Raw genomic sequence first — 21,816 nt, 5'->3', positions numbered from 1 at the left:
GCCCACGTCATATACCCCCGGGGGTGGTGACGCGAGCGCTACGATCGCCGCGGCCGGCACGGCGCCGGCCCGCATACGACAGGGGAGTCGTGGCCACGCCGCACCGTCATCGCCGCTTCATGTCACTCGTCACGGGCGCTCTCGCCGTCGCCCTGACCGCTGCACCGTTGCTCGCCTTCGGCCCGTCCGGCGGTGGAGCCGTGGCAGCACCGCCGTCCGTGGTGTCTGCGCCCGCAGCGCCGACGCCGATCGTCCCGGCGCCGTCCGCCACCGCCGGCGATCCGCTGTCCGTGTCCGGCCTGGCGGCGAAGGCGGCCGGCGCCACGAGCGCCGCCATCAGCTGGTCGCCTCCGACCGACCCTGCCGCGGCTGCCGTCACGGTCACGCGCACCGACCCGACGGGCGTCGCCCGGACCGTCTACTCCGGCACCGCCACGAGCGCCCCCGACACCGGGCTCGTTCCCGGCCTGCAGTACTCGTACACCGCCGTCGCCGAGGACGCGTCCGGCCGGCGAGGGCCGGTCAGCCGGAACGTCCTGTTCACGCCGAACCGCACGTGGACCACCACCGCTGCCAGCCCGTATGCCGGCTGGCCGGGCGCCGTCGACTGCGCCACGACGACGTGGTGCATGGTCGTCAACAACACCGGCACGTTCCAGGTCATGTCCGGCTCGACGTGGTCGGCGCCGGTGAGCGCGTTCGGAGCGAGCAGCAACCCGGACCGCGCGGGGTCGGTCGTCACCTCGCTGACCTGCCCGTCCGCGGGTCGCTGCCTCGCGATCCGCAGCAACATGATCGTCGAGTTCTCCGGCGGCACCTGGCGATCCGCGGGTGCGCCGTCCTCGGGATGGCGAGCCGTCGACTGCCCGACGACGACCTACTGCGTCGCCATCCGCGGTGACGGCTGGTCGACGACGCGCGTCGGCACGACGTGGACGCCCCCCGTGCGCATCGGCACGCTGCGGGGTGTCGAGTGGTGGGACGTCGGCTGCCAGGCGGCCGGCCGCTGCTTCGCGGTCGCAACCGGCAACTCCACGTACAGCAGCTGGCGCGCCACCCTGACGTCGACCTGGAGCACGGCATACCTCGGCAGCTACCAGCAGGGCAACGCCTATCGCATCTCGTGCTCGTCGACCACCTGCCTCGGTCTCGGCGACCGCGTCCGGGTGACCGTCTCCGGGACGACCTGGGCCCTCCAGACCCTGGGCCCGCACAACACCGACGACTGGGCCAACGAGCTGTCGTGCGGCAGCCCGAGCCTGTGCGTCGCCCTCAACTACGGCAACGTCGCGCGGTGGTCGAGCACTGCCCTTCTCGAGCGCACCAGGCTGAGCGCCGGCATTGGCACCATGGCCGGCGTCTCGTGCCCACGCACGGGCGGCGCCTGCTTCGCGATCGACAACCGCGGCCGGTTGTACCGCTGGACGCCGACCACGCGCTGGGTCCTCGCGACGACGCTGCAGACGACCGGAGGCGTCGGGCGCCCGGGGTGCCTGAGCACCACCTCGTGCTTCCTCTTCGACGGCAACGGCTGGCTCGTCAGCTGGAACGGCGCGACCTGGACCCGTTCGGGCAAGCTCTTCACGCAGCGCGCCACGGTCGAGTGCTCCGGTCCCGGCTTCTGCATCGCCGTGGACAGGGCCAGCAAGGCCTACCGCGTGTGGGCCGAGGGAGCCTGGGGCGCAGCGAAGACCATGCCGCTCGCGGCGGCCGACATCTCGTGCGCCAGCCCGACCCTGTGCCTGGCCGTCGACGCCGACGGCCGGGCCTCGCGGTTCAACGGCGTTGGCTGGTGGGCACCGGTGGCGGCCCTCAAGGACCCGTATGCCGACGGCCCCTCGGTCTCGTGTGCCCCCGGCGGCCCCTGCATGCTGGCGTCGTCCGAGGGCACCTACCGGCGGTACGTCGGCACGGCCTTCACGACGACCGCGCGGCTACCCTCGGGCCTCCCCGCCGAGGACCGGATGCTGTCCTGCGCCACGGCGTCGTCGTGCGTCCTCGCCGTCCAGAGCGGGTCGTGGGCGCAGTGGAACGGCTCCGCCTGGACCGTTCACCTGATCGACTCGAGCGTCAACCGCTTCGGCACGCTCACGTGCCTCACGTCGTCGCACTGCCTGGCGACACATCCCTACAGCAACGACACGGTGCCCATGGTCTGGAACTCCGGCACCTGGTCGGACGACGGCACTTACGCGCCCGACGAGGTCCCCTACGCCCCCGAGTGCCCGACGATCGCCACCTGCTTCGTCGCCGGCGGCACCACGGTCTCCCGCTCCAGCTGAGCGCCTGATCCCGAGGGCGTATGCCGTCAGGCCGAGTGCCGCACGACGTCGAAGGCCGTTCGCGCGTGGGCGGCATACCCGGGGCCGTCCCTGGTGTGCTCGACCTGCACGTCATCTCCGGACCGGCTGACGACCACAGTCGTCGTGAGCCGCTGGGCCTCGCCGTCGGTGACGGTGAGGCCGTCGTCCTCGACGAGCACCGACTCCCACCGCCCGTCGGTGCTCGGGTCGAAGACGTGCAGCTCGACGACCTCGGGGCGGTAGCCGTCGGTGGACGCCGGAGCCTCTGCCCACATCGGGATCGCGGCGCCCGCCCGTGCGAAGAGCGGGATGCGCTCACGCGGGGTGTCGACGGTGATGCGCTGTCCACCCTCGTGAAGCTCGCCGGTGTGCCAGTCGTACCAGCCACCCACAGGCAGGTAGACCTCGCGTGACGTCATCCCCGCCTCGGTGACCGGCGCGACGAGCAGGTCGCGGCCGAAGAGGTACTGGTCGTCGATGTCGACGACCTCGGGGTCGTCCTGGAAGTCGAGCACGAGGGGGCGCTGCACCGGCTCGCCCGTCTCGGTGGCGCGCACGAACGCCGAGTAGATGTAGGGCATCAGCCGGTAGCGCAGCCGCACGACGTCGCGGACCAGCCCGTGGATCTCCTCGCCGAACGACCACGGGTACTGGTCGACGTTGTTCGTCTCGGAGTGGTTGCGGCAGAAGGGAGTCAGCGCCCCCATCTGCATCCAGCGCAGGAACAGCTCGGGGTTCGTGTCGCCCTGGAAGCCACCGATGTCGGCGCCGACGAAGGGCTGGCCCGACAGTCCGAAGCCGCACGCCATCGGCATGCTGACCCACAGGTGGTCCCAGCGGGCCTGGTTGTCGCCCATCCAGTTCGCGGCGTACCGCTGGATCCCCGCGAAACCGGCCCTCGACAGGATGAAGGTCCGGGCGTCGGGCTGGGCAGCGCGGAGGCCCTCGATGGTGCCCATTGCCATGAGCAGTGCGTACTGGTTGTGGTAGCGCTCGTGCTTGGCCCGACCCTTGTCGAAAAGCATTGCCTGCGGGGCGATCTCACCGGTTGCCGGCTCGTTCATGTCGTTCCAGATGCCGGCGAGGCCCGACTCGACGTGCCTCGCGTTGAGGGCGCCCCACCATGAGCGCGCCTCGGGCGTCGCGAAGTCGGGGAAGACGGTGTTGCCCGGCCAGACCTGGCCGATGTAGGTGTCACTGCCCTCGGTGCGGCAGAAGACGTCCTTCTCGAGCCCGTCGTCGTAGACCTCGTAGCCGGGGTCGTGCTTGACGCCCGGGTCGACGATCGTGATGGCCCGGTAGCCCTGGTTGGCCAGCCCCTTGAGCATGCCGGCAGGGTCGGGGAAGCGCTCGTCGTCCCACGTGAAGACCCGGTAGCCGTCCATGTAGTCGATGTCGAGCCAGATCGCGTCGCAGGGGAACTCGTCGTCGCGGTAGCGCTTCGCGATGACCTCGATGTCCTGCTGCTTGTACGCGTGCCAGCGGCAGTGGTGGTAGCCGAGGGCCCAGATCGGCGGCAGTGAAGCACGACCGGTCAGCCAGGTGTACCGCTCGAGGATGGAGGCCATCGACGGGCCGGCGAAGACGTACTCGGTCCACTGGCCGCCGTGGAAGGTGATGCGGTACTCGTCGTCGCGGCTGAACTCGTACTCGCCGCGGTAGCCGTTGTCGACGAACGAGCCGCTCGCGGCGCCCGTCTCGGCTGATCGCTGGTGGAAGAACGGGACCGTCACGTAGTACGGGTCGAACTCCGCACTCGTCATGTCGGCGCGCGGGTCGTCGGCGTCGAGCCCGGCCCGGAACTCGGCCGTCGCGTGCTCGTTGAGGACGTCGGTGTTCCACATCGTGAAGTCGCGACCCCGCCGGTTGTGCCGGCCGCCCTTCTCGCCGAGCCCGTAGATCGCGTCGTCACGCCCGATCCGGCGCCTCGTCGTCCACGCGTCGTTGAGCGTCGCGTAGGTCCAGTAGCGGCCATCGGCGTCGGGCGCCGACTCGATGACGACCGAGCCGTCCGTGCGGTGCACGTCGACGCGGAACGGGTCGAGCCACAGCGTCACGACGAGCTCGTCCGTCACGAGCCGCCGCGCGCCCTCGGCCTGTTCGGCTCGCCACGTCACCGGCCCATCGAGGTCAGGAGCGAGCGGGTCGACGCACACGGCATACGTCGGCTTCGGGTCGAACGACCCGCCGCGGCTCACCTGGAGGCGCACGACGTCGGGACGCACGGCGTCGATGCGCAGCAGCTCTCCGTGCAGCCGCGCCAGCAGCCCCCGCTCGGCCTCCTCGACGGTGTCGACGCGCTCGAATCGGATGAAGTGGTCGGTCCTCATGCATCCACCCAACCAAAGACACGCGCCCCCGACGAGTCCCGGTCCAGTCAGGGCCCGGCCTCCTGGCACGGCGAGCGGGCCCTCTGTCGATTCTCCGACCTGGCTCAGTCGGCTGTGGCCGGTCCCACCCGTGGGTGGCGCACCTGCGCGCCCGTCCTGACAGGCGACCGACCTGCGGCGCGCAGGACCCGGGCCACCATGGCCGGGCGCAGGAGCGAGGCCGGCGGCCGGACCAGCTGCAGCACGTCGTTGAAGGCGACCGCCACCGGCAGGGAGGCGTGCGCCGCCAGGATCACGCGCTGGATGTACCCGTTGAGCTGGTCGGTGCCCAGCGGCTTGGGGCCGACGGTCGCCGGATGCGCGAAGTCAGCGCCGACGGCGATACGCCACGGCGACTCGATGATGCGGGCAGCCTTGCGTTGGAACCGTTTCGGCAGGTCCGCTGCGCTCAGACCCAGGCGCGACACGAGGTCTCCCAGAGCGGCCGCCTGCAGGGCTGACGACGTCATGCCCTGGCCGTAGATCGGGTCGAAGCTGCTCGACGCGTCACCGAGGACGACGAGGCCGGGGAGGAGGTCGCCCACCTTCTCGTAGTGCCTCCGCTGGCTCGACGGGAACCGGTACGTGGAGATCTCCGACAGCCGCTCGCAACGGGCCATCAGCTGGGCGACGGCCGGCGTGGGGAGGGTCGCGGCGAAGGCGGCGATGCCGTCGTCCGTGGGCTCGGGCGTGTCGCCGTGGACGCCGCCGACGGTCACCTGCCAGCGCTCACCCTCGATCGGGACCGCCGCACCGAACCGGAACGACCCCGGATTGTCGCTGCAGAAGACGAAATGGCCTTCGAGGTCGCCCAGAGACCGTCCCAGGGTGAAGGAGGCGTACGAGATGTCGATGCCGACGTGGCTGACGGGCGGGTCGAGCAGGAGCTGCCCTGCCAGGTCGTGTGCGATACGCGAACTGCGTCCGGAGCAGTCGACGACGAGGTCGGCCGCCCGGTCCCGGCCGTCTACGCGAACCCCGGTGACTCGGCGGCCGGACAGGACCACGCCCTCCACGGTCACCCCGTCCTCGATGGTGACGCCGGGCAGCGCCGCGACCCGGGAGCGGACGACGGACTCGAGGAGGGGTCGTGACTGCGAGATCGCCGGTCGTTCCCAGTCCCCGCGCGCCCGGTAGGCGCCGCCCTGGAACACCCAGGCGCCCTCGCCGTCGATGCGCACGGCGCCATGACCCAGCAGCTCGTCCTCGATGCCGGGGAACCAGTCGCGCAAGCGGTCGAGGCCGGCCGAGAGCAGCAGGTGGATGTGCCGCCCCTGTGGCACCCGCCCACGCGGGACGGGGGCCTCCGGCAGGCGCTCTCGCTCGAGCACGACGACGGACTCCACGTGGTCGGACAGCACGCGAGCCGTGAGCAGCCCCGCGATGCTCGCCCCGACGACGACCACCTGCCCCTGACGCTGACGGGCTCCCCTCCGAGTCGAACCGGCCACAAGTCAAGGCTAGACGTGACCAGCCGCCCCGGCTCGGAGTTTGATGGGACGCATGAGCGACATCCACGACCCGGCCCAACCCTGCAGCCACGTCGGCGGCGACGCGCTCGCACCCGCCGACCCGACGCCGGGCATGAGCCGGCACGTCGCGCTGCACACCGAGTCGATGTGGTCGGGCACGGTCGACACCGAGGCCGGCGCCGTCTCCGGATGGCACCACCACGGCGACCACGACACGACGCTCTACGTCGTGTCGGGCACCATGCGGCTCGAGTCGGGCCCGAACGGCGAGCACGTCGTCGAGGCGGGGCCCGGCGACTTCCTCCGCGTGCCGGCCGGGGCGGTGCACCGTGAGAGCAACCCCTGCGACACGCCCTCGCGGGCCGTCATCGTGCGCTGCGGGTCCGGCACGCCGACCGTCAACGTCGACGGTCCGGCTCCCGGCCACGGTGCTTGAGGCAGAGGGAGGCCCGCCGTGCGCACGACCGTCACCGAGACCGGCACCGCAGCTCCGGCCGTCGCCTGGAGCCGCTACGACAACCTCGACCTGTGGGCGACCTGGTCTCCGCAGGTGCAGGAGGTCATCGCGGCCACGCGTCGCCTCGCGCCCGGACTCACCGGTCTCGTCGTCGGCCCGCTCGGGGTGCGTCTGCCGTTCGAGGTGCTCACCGTCGACGCCGACGCGATGGAGTGGAGCTGGCACGTGCGGTTCGGCCTGGTGCACGCGACGCTCGACCACGCCGTCAGACCGGCGCCCGACGGTGGCTGCACGAGCGAGCTGGTCATCGACGCCCCGGCGTATGCCGTCCTCGCCTACCGTCCCGTCGCCGCCCTGGCCCTGCGCAGCCTGGTCAAGGCGTAACAAAGTGAGCACTGGTCAGGGGCTGCCCGTCGGAAAGTGAGCACTCGACTGCTCCTCTCGGTCGAGTGCGCAGTTTCCGACGGATCGCGTCAGTCGACGGGGTCACGCAGGAGGGTGTCGAGCTGTTCGTCGGCCATGGCCTCGGCGCACGCCCGGACGATCTGCGCCACGTGCTGGTCGGGCTCGAGCGCGACGAGGTCGTGGGCAGACCCGTCGAACTGCATCTGGCAGACCGCGGAACCCAGGAGCAGGGGCACCGGGTCCGCGAGCGAGGGCCGCAGCGTGACCGCCTCTCGGCTGAGGCTCCCGACGTAGATCGGCTCGAGCCCGAGCCCGTCCTCGGTCGGGCGCACGACGATGACGTGCACGTCGTCGGCGGCGACCGCGACGCTGATCGCGCGACGCACCGTCGCCAGTGCGAAGGAGGCGAGCCCGCTGAGATAGAGGGCGTTCCGTTCGGCGCGGGTGCGTCGCCGCATCATCCGCCGGCCGCTCGAGGAGACGCCCGGACCGCGCTCGCCGACGATGTCGAGGCCCGGGTATCGGCCCACGACGGTGACGTAGCCGCGCGAGGTCTCGGCGTCCCAGCCCGCGTCGACGCACGTGCAGCCGCACTCCGCGCCGGCGAAGTGCGCGTCGAGCTCGGCGATGACGGTGGCCGGGTCGTGCTCCGACAGCTCCTGCCACTGGTCCTCGACGGCGACCACCCGGTGCTGCGTCACGACGGCGTGGGCGACGTCGAGCGCCTGCCCGAAGTCCCGGGCCTCGCTCTCGGCCGCCGCCTTGGCCTTGGTGCGGTCAGCGAACTTGAAGAACGAGACCTGCGGCAAGGCAGCACGAAACGCCTTGCGCTGGAGGGCGACCCGGTCCTTGGCCGAGAACGGCGCCGAGTCCGGCGGGTCGGGCCGGCGACGCAGCGGGTGGTTGTCGAGGTGGAGCGAGGCCAAGGTCTCCTCGACCGCGCCGAGGGCGACGACGTCCTCGGCTGCGTGGGCATCGTGGACGCGCTGCTCGAGCAGTGCCAGCGACACGGGCTCCCCGACCGGGGCCGCGTCTGAGGGCCCGCTCGGGAGCGGGGCCGGGACGCCGTCGAGCGACGCTCGCAGTCCGGACGCGGAGGAGCTGAGTCGCACCTCGGGCGCGACCCTGAGCAACAGGTCCACCTCGGCGTCCTACCTGCCCGCAGAGGTCAGCAGGCCGTCGATCTCCCACGAGGAGTCGACGACCGTCTGCGCGCTCGTGCGCGGGCTCGACTCCGGGGCGGGATCAACTGCCGTGGAAGGCGACTCGGCAACTGCACGCGCTCGCAGGCCGGAGAGCCAGCTGCCGCGGTCGGTGCCGTAGGTCGCAGCGGTCGTGCGTGGCGGCATACCGAATCGGGGAGGGCCGGCGGTCACGGAAGCGTCAGCGGCCGGCGACTCGGCGGCGTCACGCACGGCGCGGTTGGCCCGAGCCTCGGCGCGACGGTCGTCGACGGTCCAGAACTCCCAGTCCGCGGGTGGTGCGGGCCAGCTCGGATCCGGCATCCAGTCGTCGGTCGGTGCCCACGACGCCGACGGCGCAGGCCATCCCGGAGGAACGTTGAAGCGCACTGCCATGTCTACCCCCTTCGAACAGAACCCTCTGAGCGCTGACGGATCGACCTGACCTCGACCCCCACATTTGGCACGGTACGACCTCTAGGCGGGCACAGTCATCAAAATGGACAAAGACACCATCCCGCGCGGATCGTCCATACCCTCCGACGCAACCGGCCGCACCCAGCCACGCATCAGCCACCCCTCCGCACTCAGGGACGGCTCCGGGGCCGCTCGGGGTCGACCCCGATGGGCGCGCAGGTCCGCCGCGTCCACGCTGGAAGCATGACGACGAGCACCCTCACGAGAACGGGGACGGCACCGCTGTCCGGAACCGTGACCGCGCCCCGTCCGGCTGGCACCTCCACGAGCAGCACAGCCACCGGGGCCGTCGATCGTGTCGCCGTCCTGGCGCTCGTCGCACCGCTGCTCCTCTTCGCGCACGGCATCGCCGCGTGGGTCGACGGCCTCGGCGGGACCCCGGGTCTCGACGCACTCGGCGCCGACGGCCCTAGCGCCCCGGCCGGCCAGAGCCCACTCGCCGTCGCCGCCGGCGCCCTGCTCGTGCTCGCCACCGCTGCGTTCGCCTGGCTCACGACCAGCCTGGGTGCCCGCGCCCAGCACCTCCCCGTCGCGGTTCCGACGGCCCTGCTCGCTGCGTTCGGCGCCGGCGCCACCGGGGCCGTCTGGGTGGGCGGCCTCACCGGCCTCCTGCCTGCGGCCGTGCCGGCCGCCCTCGCCGTCGGCGGCCAGCTGCTGACCGCGCTCGCCCTGGCGCTCGTGCTCGCCACGACGTGGCTCGAGGGACGTATGCCGGGCAGCTCGCTCGCCCTCGCCGGTGTCGCTGCGACGCTGCTGGCGCTCCCATGGGGGCTCGAACCGCTGGGCGCGCTGGTGCTGCTCATCGCCCTGGCGCCCCTGACCCGCCCGGCCGAGAACCTGCCCGAGGTGGCCTGACGAGCCGACGGACTCTCGACGAGCGGAGTCAGCCGTTCGGTCGCAGGATGGGTGCCATGTGCCCGAAATGGGCGCATTACACCCTTCCCTCACCCCACGGGAGCACATCACATGCGACACCCCAGACTGACCAGACGAGGCGCGGTCGCCGTCGCGTCCCTCGCCCTCGCGTCGACGGCCGCCTTCGGCAGCATGGCCTCGGCATCGACCCAGGCCGAGCCCGTCTCGACCCCGGTCACCATCAACACCCCTGACGGGCAGCTCATGAGCTATGTCGTCAACGTCGACGTGGCCAACCCCGGGCACACCGTCGTCGTCGAGAACGCCGTCCGCCGTGCCGGCGGCGTCGTCGTGCAGTCCTGGCCCCAGATCGGCGTCGTCATCGCCCACTCGACCCGCGCCTCGTTCCGCCAGGACGTCACCAGGGCCGGCGGCAAGTTCGTCGAGTCCGTCGGCGCGACGCGCACGGTGCCGGTGTCCGAGGGCACGCCCGCCGAGCTCGGCAAGAACTGGAACGGCGCCTCCGACTACAAGAAGGGCGCGAAGAAGGCTGCGAACGGCGACGTCGAGGCCGAGACCACGCCGGCCGGCCCGAGCGACCCGCGCGAGGTCGAGCAGTGGGATCTCAGGATGATCAAGGCCGACCAGGCCCACGCGATCACCGACGGCTCGCGCAACGTCCTCGTCGGGGTGCTCGACAGCGGGATCGACGCCGACCACCCCGACCTCATGAAGAACCTCGACGTCGCCAACTCGGTCAACTGCACCGGTGCCGGGCGCCCGTCGACGACCGGCTGGGAGCCCACCACGAGCGACCACGGCACCCACGTGGCCGGCACGATCGCGGCCGCCCGCAACGGCGTCGGCATCGTCGGCGTCGCCCCGAACGTCCGCCTGGCGTCCGTCAAGGTCGTCAACGACGACGGCTTCATCTACCCGGAGTACGCCGTCTGCGGGTTCGTCGAGGCCGGCCTCAAGCACATGGACGTGACGAACAACAGCTACTACGTCGACCCGTTCGAGTTCTACTGCGAGGACCAGCCCGACCAGTACGCCGCCAAGGAGGCCGTGCGCCGCGCCGTCACCTGGTCGACGAAGCAGGGTGTCGTCCACGCTGCGGCCGCAGGCAACTCGGCTCGCGACCTCTCCGACAAGTCGTCGTTCAAGGACACGACGAGCCCCGACGACCAGCCGGCGTCGGGCCAGGTCGCTCGCACCCTCAACAGCGGCTGTGAGGACATCCCGGCCGAGCTCGACGGCGTCGTGACGGTCAGCTCGCTGCAGAGCAACCCGCTCGGCTCGCAGACCAGCCGCCTGTCGAGCTTCAGCAACCGCGGCCTCGGCAAGATCGACGTCGCCGCCCCCGGCTCGACGATCCTGTCGACCATCGTGCGCGACAACGGCTACGGCACGAAGAGCGGCACGTCGATGGCGTCGCCGCACGTCGCCGGTGTGCTCGCACTCATGAAGTCGGTGCACCCGACGTGGACGCCGGCCCAGATGATCGAGAAGCTGCGGGTCCAGGCCGACGACAAGGCCTGCAACGCCGCGACCGGTGGCCCGGTCTGCGTCGGTCCGGTCGAGAACAACAGCTACTTCGGTGAGGGCATCGTCGACGCCCTCGACGCCGTGAGCTGACACACCGAGCTCCACCCAGCTCCACCCGCTTCATCGCCGAACGCGGTGTTCGGTCTCGAAGTCAGTGTTAGAACACGGTTTTCGAGACCGAACGCCGCGTTCGCGCGTGTCAGGGCTGGTGGCGCAGGGAGTGGACGGTGCGGATGAGGAGCACCAGGGCGACGAGCTGGCTGACGGCCACCACGACGATGAGGGCCGCGAGCGACCGGTCGTAGAGCCACCCGGCCACGAGGCCGCCGACGATCGCGAAGGCTCCCTGCACCCCTGCGAAGACGCCGTATGCCGTCGCCCTCCTCGGTGCCGCCACGACCTCCGCGACGAGCGCCTTCACCGTCGAATCCTGCACGCCTGTGGCGAGGCCCCACACCGCGACCCCGACGAGAGCGACCCAGAGCCGCCCGGTCAGGGCGAGCGCCGGCACGAGCGCGACGAGCACCGGCACGAGGTGGAGCACGGATCCACCGCGTCGGTCGTAGACGAGACCCACGCCGAGCGCCGCGAGGGCCTCGACGGCCATGGCTCCGGCATACACGAGGGGAACCGCGGCGACGGCGACGAGGCCCTTCACGCTGAGGTGGTAGCCAATGATCCCGAAGGTGACGAGACCGCCCGTGGTGAGGCCGGCGGCGAGGGCGTAGCCGAAGAACTCGCGCGGCAGGCCGGCCCCTACAGCATCGGCGAACCAGCCGCGCAGACCTCCGGTGGACGAATCCGGCTGCACCGCAGTGGTTTCCGTCGCGTGGGGTTGTGTCGAAGCCGCTTCCGCAGTGGCGGACTTCGACGCTGCCCCAACGTGCTCCTCGTCGTAGACGGCGGGGTCGGGCACCCGCGAGCGGATGACGGCGAGCAACAGCATCGCCGCGACGCCCGGTACGGCGAGGACCGCCATGCTCGGCCAGATCACCCCGGAGGCGCCGATGACGGCGGCTACGAGCAGCGGACCGGCGAAGGCGCCCACCTGGTCGAGGGCCTTGTGCACGCCGAAGCCGCGACCCCGACCCACGGCCGACGCGACGTGTGCGAGCAGGGCCGACTTCGACGGGCTGCGCACGGCCTTGCCGGAGCGCTCGAGGAGGATGAGGACGGCGGCGAGCACGAGCCCCGCACCTCCCACGAACGGCGTCACCGCGAGGAGTGGCACGCAGACGGCGGTGAGTCCGTAGCCGAGGATCGTCAGGCCCCAGTAGCGACCGGTGCGGTCGGCCAGCGGCCCGAAGACGAGGCGGAGCACGAGGGCCATCGCCTCGCCCGCGCCGGTCACGAGGCCGACGACGACGGCGCTCGCGCCGAGGGAGGCGAGAAGCGGTCCGTAGACCGAGCGGGCACCCTCGTAGACCATGTCGGCGGCGAGGCTGACGAAGCCGAACCACCACACGACGCGCCACGCCGACCAGCGGCCGCGGGCCGAGGTCACTGCGGCGGCGTCGGTACCTGCGTCGGTGCCTGCGTCGGTTCCGGGCGCCTCGGTCATGCTGCGCAACGTAGCAACCGCTCCTGCGAGCCGCTCCGCCCCTGCGCGGCCTAGCCTGATCGTGTGAGCAACCCGGACCGCCACCCCACCGAGGTCGTCTGCGGCGACGCCACCGCGGACGCCGACGCAGCCTCCGCACCCCACGCGGCCGTCGTCCTGCCGTTCCGCGAGGTGCCGCTCGGCGGGCCGCGGGCGATGCCCGTACGCCGCAGCCTCCCCCAGCGCGAACGCTCGCTCATCGGGGCGTGGTGCTTCGTCGACCACTACGGCCCCGACGACGTGTCCCAGACCGGCGGCATGGCCGTTCCCGGGCACCCGCACACCGGCCTGCAGACCGTCTCGTGGCTCTTCACCGGCGAGGTCGAGCACCGCGACACCACCGGCGCCCACGCCTTCGTCCGCCCCGGCGAGCTCAACATCATGACCGCCGGGAAGGGCATCGCCCACTCCGAGTACTCCACGCCCGACACGACCGTGCTGCACGGCGCGCAGCTGTGGGTGGCCCTGCCCGAGGCCGACCGCTCCACCGCCCCGGGCTTCGAGCACTACGCGCCGCCGGTCACCGAGGTGGACGGCGCCCGGGTGCTCGTCTTCCTCGGCACGCTCTTCGGCCAGACCTCACCGGTCACGATGTTCTCGGACCTGGTCGGCGCCGAGGTCACGCTCGAGGCCGGGCAGTCGCTCACGATCGCGCTCGATCCCACCCACGAGCACGGGCTGCTCTGCGACACGGGGCTGCTCACCGTCGGCGACGTCACGGCCAAGCCCGGCGAGATCGCGTTCCAGGCCGTCGGCGCCGAGGCGGTCACGATCGATGCGGGTCCCGACGAGCCGGCGCGGTTCCTCGTGCTCGGCGGCGCACCGTTCGGTGAGCAGATCGTCATGTGGTGGAACTTCATCGGCCGCAGCCACGACGAGGTCGTCGGCTTCCGGGAGGAGTGGCAGCGCGCCCGCGAGACGACGGGCACGACGGCATACGGGATCTTCCCGGAGGAGTGGGACCACACCCTCCCCGCACCCGGGCTCCCGAACCTCAGGCTCCGCTCCCGCGGCTGAGCTGCTGAGCCGCCGAACTGCGTCGGAAACTGGGCACTCGACCGTGCCCCCGGTCGAGTGCCCAGTTCTCGACGGGGTTTGGAGGCAGGCGGCGGCAGGAGAAGGATGGCCACCATGCGCGCTACGACGATCCACGCCCCTGGCGACATCCGTCTCTCCGAGGTCCCCGACCCGACCATCGAGGCGCCGACCGACGCGATCGTGCGGGTCACGGCCGGCTGCATCTGTGGCTCCGACCTGTGGCCCTACCGCGGGGAGAACCCGATCCGCGAAGGCTCGACGATCGGTCACGAGGCCGTCGGCGTCGTCGAGGAGGTCGGCTCCGAGGTCAAGGACTTCCGTCCCGGCGACTTCGTCGTCATCCCGTTCTGCCACTGCGACAACACCTGCCCCGACTGCCTGGCCGGCGTGCAGTCGGCCTGCCCCAACGCCGACGGCACCTCGAGCGGGCAGGCCGAGCTGACCCGCGTGACCCAGGCCGACGGCAGCCTCGTCAAGACCGACGGCATGCCCGACGACGCGCTCGTGCCGTCGCTGCTCGCCCTCACCGACGTCATGGCCACCGGCTGGCACGCAGCCGTCGCGGCAGGCGTGCGCGCCGGCTCGACCGCCGTGGTCGTCGGTGACGGCGCGGTGGGCCTCTGCGGCGTCATCGCCGCGCAGCAGCTCGGTGCCGAGCGCATCGTCGCGATGTCGCGCCACGAGCCGCGGCAGGCACTCGCCCGTCGTTTCGGTGCGACCCACGTCATCGCCGAGCGGGGTGACGAGGCCGTGGCCGCCGTCATGGACCTCACCGGTGGCATCGGCGCCGACGCGGTGCTCGAGTGCGTCGGAACGCACCAGTCGATGGACACCGCGTTCCACGTCGCCCGAGCCGGCGCGACCGTCGGCTTCGTCGGTGTGCCACACGGTGTCGAGCTGCCGCTGCGCCGGATGTTCGTCCGCAACATCGGCCTGGCCGGCGGCATCGCCCCGGTGCGCCGCTACCTCCCCGACCTCATGCAGCGGGTGCTCGACGGTCGCATCGACCCGGGCCTGGTCTTCGACCTCGAGCTGCCGCTCGAGGAGGTCGCCGAGGGCTACCGCGCCATGGACGAACGCCGCGCCGTCAAGGTCCTCCTCCGTCCCTGACCCGCACACCCACACACCCCCGACACCCCCACCCCGGTTCAGGCGAGCGCGCCGCAGTTCTTGCCGCGCGTCCACCCCAACCGGGTATGCCGTCACCGTGACCCACGCACGCCTCATCGACACCGCCGCGCCCAGCGCACCCCGCGGTGTCGTGCTCGTGCTCCACGGGGGTGCCGCGCGCCGGAAACCCATGCGCGTCAGCCCGACCCAGCTGTCGGTCCTGCGCATGGTGCCGATCGCGGCACGCATCGCCCGGGCGGCCAAGGGTGAGCTCGCGGTGCTGCGCCTGCTGAACTCGACCCGCGGCTGGGACGCGCACCACACGCCGGTCGACGACGTGCGCTGGGCGCTGCGCGAGGTCGCGAGCCGCTTCGGTCAGGACCTGCCCGTGTGCCTGGTCGGCCACTCGCTGGGCGGCCGGGCGGCCCTGCTCGCCGCGGCCGAGCGACCGGTGGTCAGCGCGGTCGCCCTCAACCCGTGGGTCTACCCGCACGAGGGGCACCTCGACCTCACCGGCCGGCAGGTGCTGCTCGTCCACGGCGACGACGACCGGGTCGCGCGTCCGACCAGCTCGGCAGCCGTCGCCCGAGAACTCGCACGCACCGCGCGGGTCGGCTACGTCACCGTCGAGGGCGGTCGTCACGCCATGCTGCGCCGGCACGACGTCTTCGACGGCCTCGCCGCCGGCTTCACGACGGCGACCCTGCTCGGACGCCGACCGCAAGGACCCGGGGCCGAGGCGGTCGAGAAGGTGCTCGCCGGAGAGCGGTGGCTCGACGTCTGAGACGGCGACTTGACCCGGTTCTGTAGGTTGTTGACGTTTTCATCCCGTAACACGTGCTTACTTTGCAGTCACCCCTTTCGCGCAATACAGTCGAGGCATCCCTCCGCGACCGGTCCGGAACAAGGTGAGGACCTGGATTGGCCCCGAGATTTGCGTCCGTCGATGACTACATCGCGTCCTATCCCGAGGAGACGCGGAGTCAGCTTGCCGGTGTGCGGCGCACCATCCACGCGGCGGCGCCCCACGCGGCGGAGAAGATCAGCTACGGCATGGCGACCTTCACGGTCGATGGCAAACCGCTCATCTACTACGCCGGCTGGAAGAACCACGTCGGCCTCTACCCCGTGCCGACGGGCGACAGCGACTTCGAGGACGCCATCGGCCCCTACCGCCGGGCCAAGGACACCGTCCGCTTCCCGATCAACCGGCCGGTCCCCCTCCATCTGATCTCCGAGATCACCGAGCTGTGCCTCCAGCGCCGAGCAGCCATCGCCGAGGCCTCCGAGAGCTGAGGGCCACGCCGACGTCGCAGGCGGCATACGCCTCAGGCGGGTGACGAGTCGATGACCGAGAGGACGTTGCCCGCCGGATCGGTGAACCACGCGATGAGCGGACCGCCCTTGCGGAACACGCCCTTCTCGTCGGTCTCGGTGGGCGTGCCCTCGTACTTCTCGAACGTCACGCCCCTCGACGTCAGCTCGTCGACGGTCGCCTCGACGTCGTCGACGGGGAAGTTGAGGATCGTGAAGCTCGCCGGGGTGTGGTTCGGCTTGGGGTAGACGATGACCGGCCGGTCGCCCGCGAGGTGGAGCGTGAGCATGCCATTCGCCTCGGTCACGGTCAGGCCCAGCGTGTCGGCGTAGAACGCCCGGGCCGCCGGGATGTCGTCGACGGAGAAGCCGCCGAAGGCCTTGGAGCTCTCGAGCACGATGGGTCCTTCCTCCGTGGGACGCGGTGTCGCGCCCGCTCCCTCCCAGTCAAGCCCGCCGAGGGTCCGCGCGGAGCGTGACGGCACAGAGAATTCACTGGAACCCCAATCCAGCCGGGGCGGCGCGGCGAACCCCACCGCGGAGATGGTCGACGACGACCCCGTCTGAGAACGAGCAGGCTGGACGGCTTTGTCTCCTCGTCAAGGAGGAAGTACAGATGCGCAGCACCACCACTCGCACGACGACACGAATCGCCGGCGCCAGCCTCGCCGCCGCCGCGGCGATGGCCCTCACGATCGGACCCGCGTTCGCCGCGGACGGCTGGGTCAGCGCCAACCTCAAGCCCGTCGCGGGCAGCGAGGTCAAGGGCAGCGGCACCGCCATGGTCGAGGTCAAGGGCGACATGATCACCGTGACCATGGCCGCACGCGGCCTTCTGCCCGACAACCCCCACGCCGCCCACATCCACTTCGCCGCCGCGGCCCGCCACGAGTGCCCGACCCTGGCCGACGACACCGACCACAACGGCCACCTCAACACGACCGAGGGCGGGCCGGCATACGGCGACATCGTCGTCTCCCTCACGAAGACCGGCGACACGAGCCCGAAGAGTGGCCTCGCCATCGACCGCTTCAGCACCGCGCCCGGCGGCAGGATCAGCTATGAGCGGGGCAGCATCAAGGTCTCCAGCGGCGTCGCCGACGCCATCGCCAAGGGGCAGTCGGTCGTCGTCATCCACGGCGTCGACCACAACCACGACGGCAAGTACTCGGGTGACGCGAAGAGCGACCTCGACCCGAAGCTGCCCACCGAGGCCACCGACCCGGCGCTCTGCGGGGCCCTCCACACCGCACCGGCCGGCGGCATGCACACCGGCGGCGGGACGGTCGCCAACGGCCTCAAGAGCAGCACCAACGACTCGATGCTCCTCCTCGGCGGCGGTGCGCTCCTCGCCGCAGCCGGCTCCGGTGCCTTCGCCGCCCGCCGTGCTGCACGGTCGCGCGGCTGAGCGAGCGAAAGTCCCATGACGGATCAGCCGGGCACCTCGGGCCGGTCGAACCAGCCGAGCCCGTCGGGCCGGATGCCGTCTCAGCAGGGTCGCCGCGTCACCACAGGTGTCGCGGCGGCCCTGCTCGCAACGGCCGTGCTGCTCGCCGTCGGTGTCGTCGCGCTCGTCATCGGGATCCGCGGCCCGTCCGGGAGTCCGGCACCCGCGCCACCCGCGCCACCCGCGGCGGCTCCGGCCCCAGCGACCCCGGGCGCGCCCTCGACCGCCACGTCGACCTCAAGGACCCCCGCCAAGGGACCGGCGACGACTGCTCCCACGCGGCCGACGTCCGACCCGGGCGCCGCATTCGGGCGGTTCCTCGACGCGTCGGAGCCGACGTCGCTCGAGATCCCGTCGATCGGGGTGGGCTCGCGGACGTTCGTGCCCCTGCGCATCCAGCGCGACGGCACGATCTCTGTGCCCGGCACGGCCCAGGAGGTCGGCCTCTACGACGCGGGGCCCACACCGGGCCAGCTCGGTCCCTCGGTCATCGCAGCGCACGTCGACACTCCGGCCGGCGTGCCGGGCATCTTCCACGAGCTCGGCAGGGTCAAGGCCGGCGACGTCGTCGAGGTCGCACGACAGGACGGCTCGCACCTGACCTTCACCGTCGACCGCGTCGCGGCCTACCGGAAGTCACAGTTCCCGACCGACCTCGTCTACAAGAGCGACTTCCGACGTGCCGAGATCCGCCTCGTCACCTGCGGCGGACCCACTGACAGCCGCAACGAGTACCGCGACAACGTCATCGTGTTCGGCCACCTGGCGAGCGCCGCCTGACGCGGCCCGACGGGCCCCTCGACCTCGTCCTCCGGCTCGCCGACCAGCCACACCGGGACGTCCACGGGTGACCCTGCGCGTCGCGTCCACGTCAGGGCAGAGTCAGCGTCTGTCTTGTGACTCGCATCACAAGCGACCAAAGGTATGCCGCAGGTAAAGCCCTTCAAAACGGACCGTCAACGACGTTTCTGGCACGTCTCCGTTACCTCAGCGTGACTTTTGCCCGTCGAGTCATCTACTCTTCGGGGAGTCCGGCCACCTGGTCGGGCGCTCGAGAGGTGGACCGCCTAGTCCTGTCACCGCCTGTCGAGCGAGAGCAAACCTTGTGACGGGAGCGGAGGAACCACACGTTTCTCCGGGCGTCCGGCGCCACGACTCCGGACGTCCTTGGGGTGAAGTATTCGCCCGGGTCGCGACTCGTCGCGGGCCGGGTGAGAACCGGGCACCTTTCCGCCCGAACCCGACAGCTAACTTCGTAGGCGCGGAGAGGTACAAGCGTGAACAACGAGATCATCCGCGGCCGCCACCGTGCGCCAGGCCGTCACAACCCCCTGAACGAGCTCAAGCTCCTCGCGCGTGAGACGGCACAGCCGGCCATGAAGGGTGCGGCCTTCGTCGCAGCCACTGGTGGCCTCGTCGCCACCTTCGCGAACCCCGCGAGCGCCGAGCCCCTGTCCGCCACGACCGCCGGCGCTGCCGCCGTCGGCCCGACCACCGGCGCCGTCCCCGCCGCCTCGACCGCTCTGGCGAAGATCGGCTACGCGCCGGTCGCCCAGAAGGCTGTCAGCCAGCCCGCCGCGGCCCCCAAGCCGCGCGTCATCGAGGACATCCAGGTCAAGACGGAGCGCGCCGCCACCAAGGCTGCTGCCGTCAAGGCCGCTGCCGTCAAGGCCGCCGCCGAGAAGGCTGCTGCCGAGCGCAAGGCCGCCGCCGAGCGCGCCTCGCGTGACCTCACGCGTCGCACGCTGACGGCGACCACGTCCACGGCCAAGGCGGTCAGCAACGGCTCCGTGCCGAGCGCCTCCTCCGGCATGCGCTCGGACCACAACTGGGCCACCGCGGGCCAGTGCACCTGGGGCGCGCTCGCCAAGTGGTACGCGTCCGAGGGCTACTACCCCGGCGGCTGGACCGGCAACGCGATGGCGTGGGCCTCGGGTGCCGCCAACGCGGGTTACACGGTCACCGGCACCCCGCGTACGCGCTCGATCCTCGTCATGCAGCCCGGCGTGCACGGCTCCTCGGGCGTCGGCCACGTCGCCTGGGTGACGGCCGTCAACGGCAACCAGGTCACCATCGTCGAGATGAACGCCCTGGCCGGTGCGTACAACTACAACACCCGCACCCTGACCGACGGTCCGGGCATGAAGTACATCTACGCGCCGTGACCCTCGCGGACTGAGCGCTTGTACCGAAGGGGAGGATGCTGCGACATCCTCCCCTTCGCCATACCCGCCAACCATCCCCCGCCAACCATCCCCGCCAACCATGCCCGCCAGCCACGCCCCCGGCGGTGCCTGACGCGTCACACCGGGCGTCCTCGGGGGAATGCTCGCCCACCTGTCCGACTTGTCGCCTAGGTAGTTGAAGGCTCCACCCACACGGGCGCGGAGCCGCGGACCATCACCGCCGGCTACACCGACACTTCACCGACAGTGAGGAGCAGGCCTGTGTCCACGGCCTTCGAGACCATCCGCATCGGCCGCTGGGACCTCCCCCAGCGCTTCGTCATGGCCCCCCTGACGCGCAACCGCGCGGGCGCGGGCCAGGCGCCGACCGAGCTCAACGCCGAGTACTACGGCCAGCGCGCGAGCGCCGGTCTCCTGATCACCGAGGGCACCCAGCCCAGTGCCGTCGGGCAGGGCTACCTCGACACCCCCGGCATCCACTCCGACGAGCAGGTCGCCGGCTGGCGCCTCGTCGCCGACGCCGTGCACGAGGGCGGCGGCCACGTCGTCGTGCAGCTCATGCACGCGGGTCGCGTCGCACACCCCGACAACAAGGGTGGCCTCGAGAGCGTCGCCCCGAGCGCCGTCGCGGCACCCGGCTCCGTCGTCACGCCGTCGGGCGAGCAGCCGTATGCCGTCCCGCGCGCCCTCGAGACCGACGAGATCCCCGCGCTCGTGGCGGAGTTCGTCCACGCGGCCCGGCAGGCGATCGCGGCCGGGCTCGACGGCGTCGAGGTGCATGCCGCGAACGGCTACCTGCCGCACCAGTTCCTGGCACCGTCGACCAACCAGCGCTCCGACGCCTACGGCGGTTCGCCCGAGAACCGCGCACGGCTCGTCGTCGAGATCACGACGGCCGTCGCCGAGGCCATCGGCGCCGACCGCGTCGGCATCCGCATCTCGCCCGCCCACAACATCCAGGGCGTGCTCGAGGAGGACGAGCTCGAGACGGCCGCGACCTACGAGACGCTCGTCGAGGGCATCGCGCCGCTCGGCCTCGCCTACCTCAGCATCCTCGGCGACCCGGAGTCCGACCTGGTGCGCAACCTGCGCAAGCGGTTCGGTGGCCCGGTCGTCCTCAACACCGGGTTCGCGTCGGTGACCGGGCTGGCCGAGGTCGAGGACCTCCTCGAGCGCGACCTCGGCGACGCCGTCGCGGTCGGCCGCGAGTTCCTCGCCAACCCGGACCTCGCCCGTCGCTGGCGCGAGGGTGCCCCGCTCAACGAGCCGAACCCGGCCACGTTCTACGGCGGCGGCGCCGAGGGCTACACGGACTACCCCTCCCTGCCCTGAAGACGTGACGTCGGAAAGTGGGCGCTCGACCGCAAGCCCTCGTCGAGTGCCCACTTCCCGACGGGTCGGTGCGTGGGGATGCGTAGGGAACTGCGCCCTCGACTGGTGGGTCAGGTCGAGTGCCCATTTTCCGACGGTCAGTGGGGCTCGGGCGGGTCTGTCGCGGAGTCCGGGAGCGGGTCGCCGAGGCGGCGCTGCACCCACGTGACGTCGTGCCACGCGCCGAACTTCCAGCCGATGTCGCGGTAGGTGCCGACCGTCTCGAACCCCATCGCCGCGTGCAGCCGGCCGCTCGGCTCGTTGGGCTGCGTCATCCCCGCCGCGGCCATCCGGTAGCCGCGGGCCTCGAGCCGGCGCAGCAGCTCCTCGTACAGCCGCCGACCACCACCTCGCCCGCGGCGGTCCACCGCGATGTAGACCGACACCTCGCACGACCAGCGGTAGGCGGCGCGCTCCTTGAACGGCCCGCCGTACGCGAACCCGACCACCTCCCCCGCGTCCTCGAGCACGAGGAACGCGTGTGACCGCTGCGCCTTCTCGATGCGTCGGCCCATCTCCTCGGCGCCGGGCGGCTCGGTCTCGAACGTGATCGAGGTGCCGGTGACGTAGGGCGCGTAGACGGCGGCGCAGGCCGGGGCGTCGACAGGCGTCGCGTCACGGACGAGGAGCTCAGGCATGGCGCCGATGGTAGGTGCCGCAGTCGTCGAACGCCGGTGGCTGAA

20 protein-coding genes and 1 riboswitch are annotated in these 21,816 nt (G+C 71.6%); of the genes, 13 read left to right on the top strand and 7 right to left on the bottom strand.

The window, feature by feature from the left end; genetic code table 11:
- The first annotated feature begins 119 nt into the window (after nucleotides 1-119).
- Nucleotides 120-2,282, top strand: a complete 2,163-nt coding sequence (locus tag AB4091_RS07510; protein ID WP_442291106.1) for a hypothetical protein — start codon at nucleotides 120-122, stop codon at nucleotides 2,280-2,282.
- Between the two features lie 26 nt (nucleotides 2,283-2,308).
- Here the strand turns inward: AB4091_RS07510 and AB4091_RS07505 are convergent, their stop codons facing one another.
- Nucleotides 2,309-4,633 carry a TIM-barrel domain-containing protein gene (locus tag AB4091_RS07505; RefSeq protein ID WP_442291105.1) on the bottom strand — a complete coding sequence of 775 codons (2,325 nt, stop codon included), beginning with the start codon at nucleotides 4,631-4,633 and terminating at the stop codon, nucleotides 2,309-2,311.
- A 104-nt stretch (nucleotides 4,634-4,737) separates the two neighbouring features.
- Nucleotides 4,738-6,123 (bottom strand): FAD-dependent oxidoreductase, encoded by a 1,386-nt coding sequence (locus AB4091_RS07500; protein ID WP_442291104.1) that lies wholly within the window; start codon nucleotides 6,121-6,123, stop codon nucleotides 4,738-4,740.
- A gap of 52 nt (nucleotides 6,124-6,175) precedes the next feature.
- Between AB4091_RS07500 and AB4091_RS07495 the strand changes: the two genes are divergently transcribed.
- Together AB4091_RS07495 and AB4091_RS07490 are read left to right on the top strand one after the other, a co-directional pair.
- Nucleotides 6,176-6,580, top strand: coding sequence for a cupin domain-containing protein (locus AB4091_RS07495; protein ID WP_442291103.1), 405 nt, complete (start codon nucleotides 6,176-6,178; stop codon nucleotides 6,578-6,580).
- Between the two features lie 18 nt (nucleotides 6,581-6,598).
- Complete coding sequence (locus AB4091_RS07490) at nucleotides 6,599-6,985, top strand: SRPBCC family protein (protein WP_442291102.1); 387 nt, start codon at nucleotides 6,599-6,601, stop codon at nucleotides 6,983-6,985.
- A gap of 89 nt (nucleotides 6,986-7,074) precedes the next feature.
- Here the strand turns inward: AB4091_RS07490 and AB4091_RS07485 are convergent, their stop codons facing one another.
- Nucleotides 7,075-8,148: a hypothetical protein gene (locus AB4091_RS07485; protein ID WP_442291101.1), complete on the bottom strand. Its 1,074-nt coding sequence runs from the start codon at nucleotides 8,146-8,148 to the stop codon at nucleotides 7,075-7,077.
- Between the two features lie 9 nt (nucleotides 8,149-8,157).
- Entirely contained in the window at nucleotides 8,158-8,583 is a 426-nt protein-coding gene (locus AB4091_RS07480; RefSeq protein WP_442291100.1) for a hypothetical protein, read from the bottom strand.
- 264 nt (nucleotides 8,584-8,847) lie between these two features.
- On the opposite strand from AB4091_RS07480, the gene AB4091_RS07475 reads away from it, so the two are divergent.
- Entirely contained in the window at nucleotides 8,848-9,519 is a 672-nt protein-coding gene (locus AB4091_RS07475) for a hypothetical protein (RefSeq protein WP_442291099.1), read from the top strand.
- A gap of 111 nt (nucleotides 9,520-9,630) precedes the next feature.
- Nucleotides 9,631-11,157 (top strand): S8 family peptidase, encoded by a 1,527-nt coding sequence (locus tag AB4091_RS07470; protein WP_442291098.1) that lies wholly within the window; start codon nucleotides 9,631-9,633, stop codon nucleotides 11,155-11,157.
- Between the two features lie 109 nt (nucleotides 11,158-11,266).
- Here AB4091_RS07470 and AB4091_RS07465 read toward each other — a convergent pair whose 3' ends face one another.
- Entirely contained in the window at nucleotides 11,267-12,628 is a 1,362-nt protein-coding gene (locus AB4091_RS07465; RefSeq protein ID WP_442291097.1) for an MFS transporter, read from the bottom strand.
- A 63-nt stretch (nucleotides 12,629-12,691) separates the two neighbouring features.
- Here AB4091_RS07465 and AB4091_RS07460 point away from each other — a divergent pair, with 63 nt between their 5' ends.
- The 4 genes from AB4091_RS07460 (at nucleotide 12,692) to AB4091_RS07445 (ending at nucleotide 16,111) form a co-directional block, all read left to right on the top strand.
- A complete protein-coding gene (locus AB4091_RS07460) occupies nucleotides 12,692-13,684 on the top strand; it encodes a pirin family protein (protein ID WP_442291096.1) in 993 nt (330 codons plus the stop codon).
- Nucleotides 13,685-13,798: 114 nt separating this feature from the next.
- Nucleotides 13,799-14,815, top strand: coding sequence for a zinc-dependent alcohol dehydrogenase family protein (locus AB4091_RS07455; RefSeq protein ID WP_442291095.1), 1,017 nt, complete (start codon nucleotides 13,799-13,801; stop codon nucleotides 14,813-14,815).
- Nucleotides 14,816-14,912: 97 nt separating this feature from the next.
- Nucleotides 14,913-15,599: an alpha/beta fold hydrolase gene (locus tag AB4091_RS07450; RefSeq protein ID WP_442291094.1), complete on the top strand. Its 687-nt coding sequence runs from the start codon at nucleotides 14,913-14,915 to the stop codon at nucleotides 15,597-15,599.
- 137 nt (nucleotides 15,600-15,736) lie between these two features.
- Nucleotides 15,737-16,111 carry an iron chaperone gene (locus AB4091_RS07445; protein ID WP_442291093.1) on the top strand — a complete coding sequence of 125 codons (375 nt, stop codon included), beginning with the start codon at nucleotides 15,737-15,739 and terminating at the stop codon, nucleotides 16,109-16,111.
- Between the two features lie 32 nt (nucleotides 16,112-16,143).
- On the opposite strand, the gene AB4091_RS07440 is transcribed toward AB4091_RS07445, so the two are convergent.
- Complete coding sequence (locus tag AB4091_RS07440; protein WP_442291092.1) at nucleotides 16,144-16,527, bottom strand: VOC family protein; 384 nt, start codon at nucleotides 16,525-16,527, stop codon at nucleotides 16,144-16,146.
- Between the two features lie 218 nt (nucleotides 16,528-16,745).
- Here AB4091_RS07440 and AB4091_RS07435 point away from each other — a divergent pair, with 218 nt between their 5' ends.
- From AB4091_RS07435 to AB4091_RS07420, 4 genes are all read left to right on the top strand, one after another.
- The gene (locus AB4091_RS07435) at nucleotides 16,746-17,537 is read left to right on the top strand and encodes a hypothetical protein (RefSeq protein WP_442291091.1); all 792 of its coding nucleotides are present in this window, start codon (nucleotides 16,746-16,748) and stop codon (nucleotides 17,535-17,537) included.
- A 15-nt stretch (nucleotides 17,538-17,552) separates the two neighbouring features.
- Nucleotides 17,553-18,356 (top strand): sortase domain-containing protein, encoded by an 804-nt coding sequence (locus AB4091_RS07430; RefSeq protein ID WP_442291090.1) that lies wholly within the window; start codon nucleotides 17,553-17,555, stop codon nucleotides 18,354-18,356.
- A gap of 307 nt (nucleotides 18,357-18,663) precedes the next feature.
- Nucleotides 18,664-18,850: riboswitch (cyclic di-AMP (ydaO/yuaA leader) on the top strand.
- Between the two features lie 3 nt (nucleotides 18,851-18,853).
- On the top strand, nucleotides 18,854-19,741 hold the full coding sequence (locus AB4091_RS07425) for a CHAP domain-containing protein (RefSeq protein WP_442291089.1): 888 nt from the start codon (nucleotides 18,854-18,856) through the stop codon (nucleotides 19,739-19,741).
- Nucleotides 19,742-20,023: 282 nt separating this feature from the next.
- Nucleotides 20,024-21,094: an alkene reductase gene (locus AB4091_RS07420; protein ID WP_442291088.1), complete on the top strand. Its 1,071-nt coding sequence runs from the start codon at nucleotides 20,024-20,026 to the stop codon at nucleotides 21,092-21,094.
- Nucleotides 21,095-21,231: 137 nt separating this feature from the next.
- Here the strand turns inward: AB4091_RS07420 and AB4091_RS07415 are convergent, their stop codons facing one another.
- Nucleotides 21,232-21,771, bottom strand: coding sequence for a GNAT family N-acetyltransferase (locus AB4091_RS07415; RefSeq protein ID WP_442291087.1), 540 nt, complete (start codon nucleotides 21,769-21,771; stop codon nucleotides 21,232-21,234).
- Nucleotides 21,772-21,816 lie beyond the last annotated feature (45 nt).

The sequence above is a fragment of the Terrabacter sp. 2RAF25 genome, from assembly GCF_052115265.1.
Taxonomy (GTDB): domain Bacteria; phylum Actinomycetota; class Actinomycetes; order Actinomycetales; family Dermatophilaceae; genus Terrabacter.
Note: the sequence above shows the minus strand (reverse complement) of the source record. Positions and strands in the feature narration are given on the sequence as shown.

Coding starts and splice junctions, on each gene's coding strand:
- AB4091_RS07480 (WP_442291100.1), bottom strand. CDS start 8,583: ATGGCAGTGCGCTTCAACGTTCCTCCGGGATGGCCTGCGCCGTCGGCG.
- AB4091_RS07475 (WP_442291099.1), top strand. CDS start 8,848: ATGACGACGAGCACCCTCACGAGAACGGGGACGGCACCGCTGTCCGGA.
- AB4091_RS07435 (WP_442291091.1), top strand. CDS start 16,746: ATGCGCAGCACCACCACTCGCACGACGACACGAATCGCCGGCGCCAGC.
- AB4091_RS07495 (WP_442291103.1), top strand. CDS start 6,176: ATGAGCGACATCCACGACCCGGCCCAACCCTGCAGCCACGTCGGCGGC.
- AB4091_RS07505 (WP_442291105.1), bottom strand. CDS start 4,633: ATGAGGACCGACCACTTCATCCGATTCGAGCGCGTCGACACCGTCGAG.
- AB4091_RS07510 (WP_442291106.1), top strand. CDS start 120: ATGTCACTCGTCACGGGCGCTCTCGCCGTCGCCCTGACCGCTGCACCG.
- AB4091_RS07455 (WP_442291095.1), top strand. CDS start 13,799: ATGCGCGCTACGACGATCCACGCCCCTGGCGACATCCGTCTCTCCGAG.
- AB4091_RS07430 (WP_442291090.1), top strand. CDS start 17,553: ATGACGGATCAGCCGGGCACCTCGGGCCGGTCGAACCAGCCGAGCCCG.
- AB4091_RS07470 (WP_442291098.1), top strand. CDS start 9,631: ATGCGACACCCCAGACTGACCAGACGAGGCGCGGTCGCCGTCGCGTCC.
- AB4091_RS07465 (WP_442291097.1), bottom strand. CDS start 12,628: ATGACCGAGGCGCCCGGAACCGACGCAGGCACCGACGCAGGTACCGAC.
- AB4091_RS07415 (WP_442291087.1), bottom strand. CDS start 21,771: ATGCCTGAGCTCCTCGTCCGTGACGCGACGCCTGTCGACGCCCCGGCC.